The sequence below is a fragment of the Micromonospora sp. I033 genome (genome assembly GCF_053890995.1).
Window position 1 is genome coordinate 1 of the sequence record NZ_JBSSLX010000175.1, and the last position, 12,077, is coordinate 12,077.

Sequence of the window (12,077 nt, forward strand, 5' to 3'; positions counted from 1 at the left end):
AAGCCGCTAACGGCTCACACTGGGCGCCACAACTCCATGATCGACGGCAGGAGCGGAGCGACTCAGCGGGCGTCGAGGAGGGGTTGGCGAGGGTTCCAGGGGTCGCCGCCGGCCGCGTCGCGGCGGCGGCGGGCGATCGCCGACAGCGCCTCCAGCACCACCCGGTTGCCGAGGTACGCGGTGATGTCGGCGTGGTCGTAGGGCGGTGCGACCTCGACCACGTCCACCCCGACCACCGGCAGCTCGTAGCAGACCCGGCGGACCGCGTCGAGGAGCTGCCGGGAGGTCAGCCCGCCCGGTTCGGGGGTGCCGGTGCCCGGGGCCATGCCGGGGTCGACCACGTCCACGTCGACGGAGAGGAAGACGCCCTCGCACTCGTCGGTGGCGATGCCGAACGCCTCGGTGAGGCACTCGTCCAGACCGCGCGCCACCACCTCGGTCATCTCGTACGAGCGCATCCGCTGCTCGGCCATCCAGGACAGGGTCTCCGGACCCGGCCAGTAGCCGCGCAGGCCGATCTGGAGGAAGCGGTCGCCGCGTACCGCGCCGGACTCGATGAGCCGGCGCATCGGCTGGCCGTGCCCGTGCAGCGAGCCGAACTCGATGTCCCCGGTGTCGGCGTGCGCGTCGAAGTGCACCAGCGACACCCGGCCGAGCCCGTGGTGCCGGGCCACCCCGGTGGCGTCCGGCAGGGCGATCGAGTGGTCGCCGCCGAGCACGATCGGGATGGCACCGGTCGCGGCGACCGCGTGCACCGCGGTCTCCAGGGCGCCCAGCGAGCGCTCGATGTCGCCGGAGAACATCTCGACGTCGCCCGCGTCGTAGACGCAGAGGTCCTGCAGCGCGTCCACGCGCAGGGCCAGGGACGGGCGGGACCCGTCGTGCGGCAGGTAGCAGGCCTGGCGGATGGCGGACGGGCCGAACCGGGTGCCCGGCCGGTGCGAGGTGCCGCCGTCGAAGGGCGCGCCGATGATCACCACGTCGGCGTCCGCGTACGTCACCGGCTCCTCGACCGTGCACGGCGGTACGCCGAGGAACGTCACGTCGGGGCCGAACATCGGGCCGTAGCGGGTCACCGCTCCTCCATTCCCCACGGCGAGCCGTAGCCGGTGAGCAGGTCGAGGAAGGGCACCGGGGGCAGCGCCTCGGGACCGAGGACGCCGGTGCCGGACCAGGCGCCGCCGGCCAGCAACTCCAGGGCCACGACCGGGTTGACCGCGGTCTGCCAGACCACCGCCTGGTGACCGTACTCGGCCATCGACCACTCGTTGTCGACCACGTGGTAGAGGTAGACCTTGCGCGGCCGGCCGTCCACCCCGGTGCCGGTCACGTACGTGCCGGCGCAGGTCTTGCCGCGCATCCGGTCGCCGAGCGTGGCCGGGTCGGGCAGGCAGGCCGCCACCACGTCGCGCGGCGACACGTCGACACCGCGGACGCGCACCGGGGAAACAGCGTCCAGGCCGAGCTTGTGCAGCGTCTTCAGCACCTCGATGAACTCGTCGCCGAGGCCGTACTTGAAGGTGACCCGCTTCGCCTTGACCCAGCGCGGGATGAGCAGCACCTCCTCGTGCTCCACGTTGACGCACTCGACCGGGCCGATCCCTTCGGGGAACTCGAACACCTCGGGCTCGGAGAACGGCGGGGTGGTGTACCAGCCCCGTTCGGCCTCCCAGACCACCGGCGGGTTCAGGCACTCCTCGATGGTGGTCCAGATGGAGAACGACGGGGCGAAGTCGTAGCCGTCGACGGTGAGGTTCGCGCCGTCGCGTACCCCGATCTCGTCGATCTCGGTGAACAGCTCGTCGGCGGCGTAGCGGGCGAAGACGTCGGAGAGGCCCGGTTCGACGCCGATGCCGCAGAGCGCGAGGCGGCCGGCCTCCGCCCAGGCGGAGGCGGCGGCGAACTGCTCGTCGCCGAGCTTCACCCCGGTCTCGGCGTGCGGCGCGTCCGGGTGCGGCCGGGACAGCGACATCGCCATGTCCAGGTAGTCGGCCCCGGCGGCGAACGCGCCGTCGAAGATCGGCATGACGAAGCGCGGGTCGACCGCGTTCAGCACGTGGGTGATCCGGTGTTCCCGGCAGAGCGCGGCGACCGCCTCGGCGGAGGAGGCGTCGACGGTCGCGGCGACGAACCGGTCGCCGTGGCCGGCCACCGCCCGCGCGGCGCGGGCGGGGTCGTGGTCGGCGACCACCATGGTCTCGAAGAAGGAACGACGGGCGGCGATGGATACGGCGGCGGAGCCGACGCCACCGGCGCCGACGAGGAGGATACGCATCAGGAGTCGAACCCCAGTCCAAGACGATCGAGAGTACGGAGCCAGAGGTTGCGCCGCCCCTCCCGCGCGTCGGCGCGGGCGAGCGACCAGCGGGTGAGGTTGATGCCGGTGGCCCGGATCGGCTCCGGCGGGAACGGCAGCGGCTTGCGGCGGACCAGGTCGAGGCGCGTCAGCGGGGTCTCCTCCCCGCCGAGCAGGTCGAGCATCACCCGGGCGCCGAACCGGGTCGCCCCGACGCCGAGCCCGGTGAACCCGGCCGCGTACGCCAGCCGCCCCTCGTAGGCGGTGCCGAAGAACGCGCAGAACCGGGTGCAGGTGTCGATGACCCCGCCCCAGCGGTGGCTGAACCGCAGCCCGTCCAGCTGGGGGAAGGTCGTGAAGAAGTGCGACGCCAGCGCGGTGAAGGTGGCCTCGCGCTGCTCCAGCTCCGGGGCCATCCGGTTGCCGTAGTGGTAGATCGCGTCGTAGCCGCCGAACAGGATCCGGCCGTCGGCGGTGATCCGGTAGTAGTGGAACTGGTTGCCAGTGTCGGCCAGCCCCTGCCGGTTGCGCCAGCCGATGGCGTCCCGTTGGGCGGGCGTCAGCGGCTCGGTCATCAACGCGTAGTCGTAGACCGGCACCAGCCAGGCGCGCAGCCGGCGCAGCAGCGGCGGGAACGCGTTGGTGGCGAGCACCACCTGCCGGGCCCGGACGGCACCGGGCGCGGCGTCCGGGCCGCCGGCCGTGGCCGCGCGCAGCGCGACCCCGTCGCGGGCCAGCCCGGTGACCCGGGTGTGCTCGTGGATCCGGACGCCCAGGTCGAGCGCCGCCCGGCGCAGCCCCCAGGCCAACCGCGCCGGGTCGAGCAGGGCCACCCGGTCCCGGTCCCACATCCCGCCCAGGTACGTGGGCGAGGCCACCTCGGCACGCACCTCGTCCCGGTCCAGCAGCCGCACGTCGTGGCCGTACCGGCGGGCCAGCTCGGCGTCCTCGGCGAGCCCGGCGAGCTGGTACGGCTCGACGGCCACCGCCAGCTCCCCGGTGCGCTCGAAGTGGCAGTCGATGCCGTGCTTCGCCACGGTGGCGGCGATGGCGTCCAGGTTCTCCCGGCCGAGCCGTTCCAGCTCGTCGATCTCGTCGGGCCACCGCTCGGCCCCGTTGGCGAGGCCGTGGGTGAGCGAGGCGGCGCAGAAGCCACCGTTGCGCCCGGACGCCGCCCAGCCGCAGGTGCCCGCCTCGACGAGGAGCACGTCCCGGTCCGGGTCGGCCTCCTTGGCGAGCAACGCGGTCCAGAGGCCGGAGTACCCGCCGCCGACCACCAGCAGGTCGGCGTCGTGGGCGCCGGTCAGCGGCGGCAGCGGGTCCGGGCGGTCCGGGCGGTCGAGCCAGTACGGGACGGGCGCGGCGTCGGCCAGCGCCCGGCCGGTATGCGGGAGTTTCATGACGCGCTCTTCGGGGCCCCGACGGCGGCGACGGGAGCCGCGAGAGCGGCGCGGCGGGCCCGGCGGCCGCGCAGCGAAGTGGCCCCGACGAGCAGCAGCGCGATCGCGAACATCGCCGTGCCGATGACGTTGACCTGCGGCGGGATGCCCCGCTGGGCGGCGCCCCAGACGTACATCGGGAAGGTGACCGTGGTGCCGGCGTTGAAGTTCGTGATGATGAAGTCGTCGAAGCTGAGCGAGAAGGCGAGCAGCGCGGCGGCCACGATGCCGGGCAGCACCAGGGGCAGGGTGATCCGCCGGAAGGTCTGCCACTCGGTGGCGTACAGGTCCATGGCGGCCTCCTCCAGCCGCCGGTCCATGCCGGCGAGCCGGGCCTTCACGGTGACCACCACGAACGACACGCAGAACATCACGTGCGCGATGACGATGGTCCAGAAGCCCTGCGGGATGCCGAAGCCGAAGTAGGCCCGGAGCTGGCCGTCCGACCAGACGAAGAGGGCGAGCAGCGAGGTGCCCATCACCAGCTCCGGCGTGGCCATCGGCAGGAAGATCAGCCCGTTGATCCCGGAGCGCCCCCGAAAGCTGTGCCGGACCAGGGCGAACGCCATCAGCGTGCCGAGCACCGTGGAGACCAGCGTGGCGATCAGGCCGATCTCCATGCTGCGGACCACCGCGTCGCACATGTCGGAGGTGGCGCAGGGGTGGGTCCAGTTGTCCAGGGTGAACTCGTTGAAGTCGTAGGACAGCCGGCTGGACGGCCGGTTGAAGGAGAGGCCGGCCACCACGATGATCGGCAGCGAGAGGTAGGCGAGGACGAGCAGGGCTACCCCCATCACCCACCGGTCGGCGAGCCAACGACGCATCAGAGCACCTCCTCCGTGCCGGCCTTGCGCAGGTAGACGAAGACGATCGCGAGGATCGCCGCCATCAGCAGGAACGACAGGGCCGCGCCCTGCGGGTAGTCCAGCCGGACCAGGAACGCCGAGTCGATGACGTTGCCGATCATGTATTCGTTCGGGGTGCCGAGCAGCTCGGCGTTGATGTAGTCGCCGGTGGCCGGGATGAAGAACAGCAGCGTGCCGGCGATCAGCCCGGGCATGGACAGCGGCAGGGTGACCTTGCGGAAGGCGCGCAGCGGGCTCGCGTACAGGTCGCTCGCCGCCTCCAGCAGCCGCGGGTCGAGCCGCTCCAGGCTCGCGTACAGCGGCAGCACCAGGAAGGGCAGGAAGTTGTACGTCAGGCCGAGCACCACCGCGAACGGGGTGGCCAGCAACCGGCCGTCCGCCCCGAGCAGGTGCACGTCGCGCAGCAGGCCGACCAGAGCGCCGTTGTCGGACAGGATGGTCTTCCAGGCCAGGGTGCGGACCAGGAAGCTGGTGAACATCGGCGCCACCACGGCGACCAGCAGCAGGTTCTTCCACCGGCCGGCCTTCTGCGCGATCGCGTACGCCAGCGGGTAGCCCAGCAGCAGGGCCAGCACCAGCGCGATCGCCGAGTAGAGGAAGGACCGGGCGAACTGCGGCCAGTAGACCTGCAGCGCGTCCCAGTAGTTGCCGATCTCCCAGGTCAGCACGTAGCCGGTGGCGAGGGATCCGCTCGGGTCGTAGAGGCTGGCCATGGCGAGCTGGATCAGCGGCAGGACGAAGAAGACCAGCAGCCAGACGGCGCCGGGCAGCAGCAGCAGGTACGGCAGCAGCCTGCTCCGCCCCCGCCGGGGCCCCGGCGGCGCGGCCGGCTGCCCCGCCGAGGTCGGTACGTGGGCCAGGGCGCTCATGACAGCGCACCCACCGGCGGCTCGTCGAGCAGCGGGCTGGTCTGGTCGTCCTCGCCGGCGGCCCGGGGCAGCAGGAAGGCGTGCCGCGGGTCCCAGTGCGCGGTCACCGGGGCGCCGACGGGCAGCCGCCCGCCGACCCCGCTGTTCGCGGCGAAGGCGGACAGCTCGCTGCCCCACGCCGTGCGCACCAGATACTGGGTGCTCACCCCGACGTACGAGGCGTCGGTGACCACCCCGCCGAGGTGCTGGTGGCCGGCGGGCACCTCGGCGGGGCCGCTGACCAGGTGCAGTTTCTCGGGGCGTACCCCGAGGAAGACCGACCCGTCGTCGGCCCGGGCCCGGCCGGCGGGCACCGCGAAGCGCGCGCCGTGCGCGGTGACCAGCACGTCGTCGCCGCTGCGGCCGGCGGCCTCGCCGGCCAGCAGGTTGGACTGGCCGAGGAAGTTCGCCACGAACGCGGTGGCCGGGTACTCGTAGATGTCGGCGGGGGCGCCGAGCTGCTCGATCCGGCCGGCGTTCATCACCGCGACCGTGTCGGCCATGGTCATGGCCTCCTCCTGGTCGTGGGTGACGTGCACGAAGGTGATGCCGACCTCGGTCTGGATCCGCTTCAGCTCGATCTGCATCTGCCGGCGCAGCTTGAGGTCGAGCGCGCCGAGGGGCTCGTCCAGCAGCAGCACCTGCGGGTGGTTGATGAGCGCCCGGGCAAGTGCCACGCGCTGCTGCTGGCCGCCGGAGAGCTGGGCCGGCCTGCGCCGGCCGTACCCTTCGAGCTGCACCAGCGCCAGCATCCGCTCGACCTGGTCGGTCACCTTGCGGATGCCGCGCCGGCGCAGCCCGAAGGCCACGTTCTCGTGGATGTCGAGGTGCGGGAAGAGCGCGTAACTCTGGAACACGGTGTTCACCGGCCGTTTGTACGGCCGCAGCCCGGCGATGTCCCGGTCGCCGAGCAGCACCTGCCCGCTGGTCGGTTCCTCCAACCCGGCGATCATCCGCAGGGTGGTGGTCTTGCCGCAGCCGGACGCCCCGAGCAGGGCGAAGAACGAGCCCTGCGGGATGGTGAGGCTGAGGTCGTCCACCGCGGTGAAGACGCCGAACCGCTTGGTCAGGTTGGCCAGCCGCAGATCGCCGGCCGGTGTCTCGTGTCCCATTGTCCTCACGCCCCGATGACCTGCTGGAACTTGGTCTCGTACTCCTTCTCCCGCTTCTCGTCCAGGGCCATGAAGACCTTGGACTTCGACAGCATCGCGTCGTCCGGGAAGATGAGCGTGTTCTGGGCCAGCTCCGGGTCGATCTTCTCCATCTCGGCCTGCGCGCCCTTGACCGGGCAGATGTAGTTGACGTACGCCGCGAGCTGCGCGGCGACCGCCGGGTCGTAGTAGTAGTTGATCAGCTCTTCGGCGTTGGCCTTGTGGGTCGCCTTGTTCGGCACGAGCATGTTGTCCGACCAGAGCATCACGCCCGAGTCGGGCACCACGAACTTGATCTTCTCGTCCTCGAAGCCGAGCTGGATCACGTCGCCGGACCAGCCGATGCAGGCGGCGATGTCGCCCTTGGCCAGGTCGGGGGCGTAGTCGTTGCCGGTGAACTTGCGGATCTGCTTGGAGTCCACGGCCTTCTTCAGCTTGTTCAGCGCGTCGTCGAACTGCGCCGTGGTGAAGTTCGCCGGGTCGTGCCCGTTGGACTGGAGCAGCAGGCCCATGGTGTCCCGCATCTCCGACAGCGCGGTCACCTTGCCCTTGAGGTCGGGACGGGTGAGCAGCTCGTCGACGGTGCGGATCTCCTTGGTCACCTTGGCGTTGTAGGCGAGCCCGGCCAGGCCGGACTGCCACGGGATGGCGAGCTGGTTGTCGGCGTCGAAGGAGCGGTTGCGCAGCGAGGGCAGCAGGTTCGCCTCGACGTTGGGCAGCTTCGCCTTGTCCAGCTTCTGGATCCAGCCGAGCCGGATCATCCGGGCCGCCATCCAGTCGGTGAGGACCATGATGTCGCGCCCGGTGGTCTGACAGCCGGCAAGCTGGTTCTGCACCTTGCCGAAGAACTCGTTGTTGTCGTTGACGTCCTCGGTGTACGTGACCTGGATCCCGGACTTCTTGACGAACGCGTCCAGGGTGGGGCGCTTGGACTCGTCCTTCTCGTCCACGTCCATGTACTGCGGCCAGTTCGAGAAGGCCAGTTTCTTCTCCGTGGCGGAGAGGTCGTCGCTCTTGCAACCGGCCTCGGTCTGCTGTGCGCCCTTGGTGCCGCAGCCGGCCAGAGTGCCCGCCGTGGCGAGCAGGGCGGCCGAGCCGAGGGTCCCGGTGAGCAGACCGCGCCGGGTGAGGCTCCGGAGGGGACTACGCATGTGACGACTCCTAGGGGGGTCATCGTCGGCGGCGGGACGGGGGTGACGCGCCGGCGGGAGGGTCAATGGCGATGGACGACTGATCCTGACATGAGGTGACCTCCCTTACAAGGGATTCCGTTGCGGGAATAGCCATGGACCACGAAATACGCCAGACTGCGCCGGGGCACTACGCTCAGCACGAGGATTCGGACATGGGGAGCGGACGATGGCCAACCGGCAACTGGAGAACGGCAACGGCAGCCGTCGCGTGACCGTGCGCGAGGGTGCCAGTCACGCTCTGCTCGACGACGTGGCCAAGCAGATCATCGAGCAGCTCCAGGAGGACGGGCGGCGCCCGTACGCGACCATCGGCAAGGCGGTCGGCCTCTCCGAGGCGGCCGTGCGCCAGCGGGTGCAGCGCCTGCTCGACGCCGGCGTCATGCAGATCGTCGCGGTGACCGACCCGCTCCAGCTCGGCTTCCCCCGCCAGGCCATGATCGGCCTGCGCACCGACGGCGACCTGGAGAGCGTGGCCGACCGGCTCGCCGAGTTCGAGGAGATCGACTACGTGGTGATCACCGCCGGGTCGTTCGACCTGCTGGCCGAGGTGGTCTGCCGCAACGACGAGCACCTGCTGGAGATCCTGCAGAAGCTGCGCGGGGTGCCGGGCGTGGTCTCCACCGAGGCGTTCGTCTACCTCAAGCTCCGTAAGCAGACCTACAGCTGGGGCACCGCCTGATACGGATTCCGTTGCGTCGGCAAACGCAGCTCGCTGAATCCGTCGTCATTCGCCCCACCCACTTGCGTTATCAGCATCGCCTGTGCGATAACCGTGGGCAGAGCGGCCGGTGTCACCCCTGACCGGCCCGAGACCCGATGGGGCTGACATGGCCAACGCCACCGACCACCTCTGGATGCACTTCACCCGGATGGCCAGCTACTCGGCCGGCGAGGTACCGACCATCGTGCGCGGCGAGGGCGCGTACGTCTGGGACTCGCAGGGCCGCCGCTACCTGGACGGGCTCGCCGGGCTCTTCGTCGTCAACGCCGGCCACGGCCGGACCGAACTCGCCGAGGCGGCCGCCAAGCAGGCCGGCGAGCTGGCCTACTTCCCACTGTGGTCGTACGCCCACCCGAAGGCCGTCGAGCTGGCCGAGAAGGTCGCCGCGCTGGCCCCCGGCGACCTGAACCGGGTCTTCTTCACCACCGGCGGCTCCGAGGCCGTCGAGGCGGCGTGGAAGCTGGCCCGGGCCTACTTCAAGCGCACCGGCCAGCCCAACAAGTACAAGGTGGTCAGCCGCTACATCGCCTACCACGGCACCTCGATGGGCGCGCTGTCGATCACCGGCCTGCCCGGCATCAAGAGCGACTTCGAGCCGCTGGTGCCCGGCGGCATCAAGGTGCCGAACACCAACTTCTACCGGGCCCCGGAGCACGGCGACGACCCCGAGGCGTTCGGCCGCTGGGCCGCCGAGGAGATCGGCCGGGCCATCGAGCGGGAGGGGCCGGACACCGTCGCCGCGGTCTTCCTCGAGCCGGTGCAGAACTCCGGCGGCTGCTTCCCGCCGCCGCCCGGCTACTTCGAGCGGGTCCGGGAGATCTGCGACGCGTACGACGTGCTGCTGGTCAGCGACGAGGTGATCTGCTCCTGGGGCCGGCTCGGCGAGTACTTCGGCGCCGTCCGGTACGGCTACCAGCCGGACATCATCACCACGGCCAAGGGGATCACCTCCGGCTACGCCCCGCTCGGCGCGATGATCGCCAGCGAGCGGCTGATGGAGCCGTTCCTCACCGAGACCGGCATGTTCGCCCACGGGGTGACCTTCGGCGGCCACCCGGTCTCCTGCGCGGTCGCCCTGGCCAACCTGGAGGTCTTCGCCCGCGAGGACCTCATCGGGCACGTCCGCGCCAACGAGGGCGCCTTCCGCTCCACCCTGGAGAAGCTCAACGACCTGCCGATCGTCGGCGAGGTCCGGGGCGACGGCTACTTCTACGGCATCGAACTCGTCAAGGACAAGACCACCCGGGAGACCTTCGACGAGGCCGAGTCCGAGCGGCTGCTGCGCGGCTTCCTCTCCACCGCGCTCTTCCAGGCCGGGCTCTACTGCCGCGCCGACGACCGGGGCGACCCCGTCATCCAGCTCGCCCCGCCGCTGATCGCCCAGCAGCAGCAGTTCGACGAGATCGAGCAGATCCTGCGCGCCGTGCTGACCGAGGCATGGTCGCGCCTCTGACCGGCGGTCCAGCGTCGGCCGGGGCCGGGGACCGCGAGGGCGGCTCCCGGCCCCGCGCCGTCGGGGGCACCGACCGGACCCGGGTACGCCGGCTGCCCGACCTGGCCGTCCGCGACCGGGCGACGCTGCACGCCGTGCTCGACGCCGGCCGGGTCGCCCACCTGGCCGTCGCCGACGCCGGCCAGCCGTACGCGCTGCCGGTGGCGTACGCCCGGGACGGTGAGCGGGTGCTGGTGCACGGCTCCACCGGCAGCCGGCTGTTCCGGCACCTCGCCGCCGGCGCGCCGGCCTGCCTGACCGTCACCCTGCTCGACGGCCTCGTGCTGGCCCGCAGCGCCTTCGAGTCCTCGATGAACTACCGCTGCGCCATGGTGCTCGGCCGGCTCACCGCGCTGGCCGGCGACGACAGGCTGGCCGCCCTGGAACGGCTCTCCGAGCACCTGCTGCCCGGCCGCTGGGCGCAGATCCGGCCGCCCTCGGCCAAGGAACTGGCCGCCACGCTGGTGCTCGCCCTGCCGCTGGACGAATGCTCGGTGAAGATCAGCGCCGGACCGCCCGACGATCCCCAGGACGACCTCGACCGGCCGGTCTGGGCCGGGGTGGTGCCGGTCGTCGAGACGTACGGGATCCCGCAGCCCGACCCGCGGCTGCGCCACGACCTGCCCCCACCGGAGTGGTGATGCGCTACCAGGACCTGTCCTACTGGCTGTCCACTCTGGGCGAGCCGCTGACCCCGCGCCCCGGCCTGCCCGGCGACACCGACGCCGACGTGGTGATCGTGGGCGCCGGCTACACCGGGCTGTGGACCGCCTACTACCTCGCCGCGGCCGACCCGACGCTGCGGATCGTCGTGCTGGAGAAGGAGATCGCCGGCTACGGTGCCTCGGGCCGCAACGGCGGCTGGTGCTCGGCGCTCTTCCCCACCTCGCTGCCGGCGCTGGCCCGCCGGCACGGACGGGACCGGGCGCTCGCCATGCAGCGGGCCATGCAGGAGACCGTCCGCGAGGTCGGCCGGGTGGTCGCCGCCGAGGGCATCGACTGCGACTGGCGTGCCGGCGGCACGGTGGTGCTGGCCCGCACCGAGGTCCAGCTCGGCCGGGCCCGGGCCGCCGTCGCCGAGGCCCGCGAGCACGGGCTCGCCGACGCCGACCTGGTGCTGCTCGACGCCGCCGAGGCCGCCGCCCGCTGTCACGCCGAGGGGGTACGCGGCGGCACGTACACCCCGCACTGCGCCGCGCTGCACCCGGCGAAGCTGGTCCGCGGCCTGGCCGCGGCGGTGGAGCGCCGGGGCGTACGCGTCTTCGAGCGGACCCCGGTGACCGCGCTGCGGCCCGGGGCGGCGGTGACCCCGGCCGGGGTGGTCCGCGCCCCGGTGGTGGTCCGGGCGACCGAGGGCTTCACCCCCGCGCTGCCCGGCCAGCGACGGGCCGTGGCACCGGTCTACTCGCTCATGGTGGCCACCGAGCCGCTGCCCGAGGCGACCTGGGCGGAGATCGGCCTGGCCGAGCGGGAGACCTTCTCCGACTACCGGCACGTCATCATCTACGGCCAGCGCACCGCCGACGGCCGGCTCGCCTTCGGTGGCCGGGGCGCTCCCTACCACTACGGTTCCCGGGTCCGCCCCGACTTCGACCGGGAACCCCGGGTCTTCGCGGCGCTGCGCCGGGTGCTCGGCGAACTCTTCCCGGTGCTCGGACCGGAGGTGCCGGTGACGCACACCTGGGGCGGGCCGCTCGGCGTGGCCCGGGACTGGGCCGCCTCGGTGGGCCTGGACCGGTCGACCGGTCTCGCCTGGGCCGGCGGCTACGTCGGCGACGGCGTCGGCACCAGCAACCTGGCCGGCCGCACCCTGGCCGACCTCATCCGCGGCGAGCAGACCGACCTGACCACCCTCCCCTGGGTCAACCACCGCTCCCCCAACTGGGAGCCCGAACCCCTCCGCTGGCTGGCGGTCAACGCCGGCCTCAAGGTCATGTTCTCGGCGGACGAGGCCGAGCTTCGCACCAACCGCCCCTCCCGCCGAGCAAAGGCCTTCAACCACCTCCTGGGC

General features: G+C 71.9%; 11 protein-coding genes. 4 read left to right on the forward strand and 7 right to left on the reverse strand.

Annotated features, from left to right (window positions below; genetic code table 11):
- Nucleotides 1-62: 62 nt before the first annotated feature.
- From speB to ACW0Q9_RS23545, 7 genes are read right to left on the reverse strand one after another with little or no spacing between them, the layout of a single operon-like run.
- Nucleotides 63-1,076: an agmatinase gene (speB, locus tag ACW0Q9_RS23515; protein WP_456184746.1), complete on the reverse strand. Its 1,014-nt coding sequence runs from the start codon at nt 1,074-1,076 to the stop codon at nt 63-65.
- Nucleotides 1,073-2,275: a saccharopine dehydrogenase family protein gene (locus ACW0Q9_RS23520; protein ID WP_456184748.1), complete on the reverse strand. Its 1,203-nt coding sequence runs from the start codon at nt 2,273-2,275 to the stop codon at nt 1,073-1,075. Before ACW0Q9_RS23520 ends, speB begins: the two co-directional genes overlap by 4 nt.
- On the reverse strand, nt 2,275-3,696 hold the full coding sequence (locus ACW0Q9_RS23525) for an NAD(P)/FAD-dependent oxidoreductase (RefSeq protein ID WP_456184750.1): 1,422 nt from the start codon (nt 3,694-3,696) through the stop codon (nt 2,275-2,277). The genes ACW0Q9_RS23520 and ACW0Q9_RS23525 overlap by 1 nt, the downstream gene beginning before the upstream one ends.
- On the reverse strand, nt 3,693-4,559 hold the full coding sequence (locus ACW0Q9_RS23530; RefSeq protein WP_456184752.1) for an ABC transporter permease: 867 nt from the start codon (nt 4,557-4,559) through the stop codon (nt 3,693-3,695). Before ACW0Q9_RS23530 ends, ACW0Q9_RS23525 begins: the two co-directional genes overlap by 4 nt.
- Nucleotides 4,559-5,470, reverse strand: coding sequence for an ABC transporter permease (locus ACW0Q9_RS23535; RefSeq protein WP_456184754.1), 912 nt, complete (start codon nt 5,468-5,470; stop codon nt 4,559-4,561). The genes ACW0Q9_RS23530 and ACW0Q9_RS23535 overlap by 1 nt, the downstream gene beginning before the upstream one ends.
- On the reverse strand, nt 5,467-6,621 hold the full coding sequence (locus ACW0Q9_RS23540; protein ID WP_456184756.1) for an ABC transporter ATP-binding protein: 1,155 nt from the start codon (nt 6,619-6,621) through the stop codon (nt 5,467-5,469). Before ACW0Q9_RS23540 ends, ACW0Q9_RS23535 begins: the two co-directional genes overlap by 4 nt.
- 5 nt (nt 6,622-6,626) lie before the next feature.
- Entirely contained in the window at nt 6,627-7,811 is a 1,185-nt protein-coding gene (locus tag ACW0Q9_RS23545) for an extracellular solute-binding protein (protein WP_456184758.1), read from the reverse strand.
- A 208-nt stretch (nt 7,812-8,019) separates the two neighbouring features.
- On the opposite strand from ACW0Q9_RS23545, the gene ACW0Q9_RS23550 reads away from it, so the two are divergent.
- The 4 genes from ACW0Q9_RS23550 to ACW0Q9_RS23565 form a co-directional block, all read left to right on the forward strand.
- Entirely contained in the window at nt 8,020-8,532 is a 513-nt protein-coding gene (locus ACW0Q9_RS23550) for an Lrp/AsnC family transcriptional regulator (protein WP_151464013.1), read from the forward strand.
- Nucleotides 8,533-8,680: 148 nt separating this feature from the next.
- On the forward strand, nt 8,681-10,027 hold the full coding sequence (locus ACW0Q9_RS23555) for an aspartate aminotransferase family protein (RefSeq protein ID WP_456184760.1): 1,347 nt from the start codon (nt 8,681-8,683) through the stop codon (nt 10,025-10,027).
- Complete coding sequence (locus tag ACW0Q9_RS23560; RefSeq protein WP_456184762.1) at nt 10,012-10,707, forward strand: pyridoxamine 5'-phosphate oxidase family protein; 696 nt, start codon at nt 10,012-10,014, stop codon at nt 10,705-10,707. Before ACW0Q9_RS23555 ends, ACW0Q9_RS23560 begins: the two co-directional genes overlap by 16 nt.
- Nucleotides 10,707-12,077, forward strand: a 1,371-nt coding sequence (locus ACW0Q9_RS23565) for an NAD(P)/FAD-dependent oxidoreductase (protein WP_456184764.1), incomplete at its 3' end; no start/stop codon positions are given. The genes ACW0Q9_RS23560 and ACW0Q9_RS23565, both read left to right, overlap by 1 nt.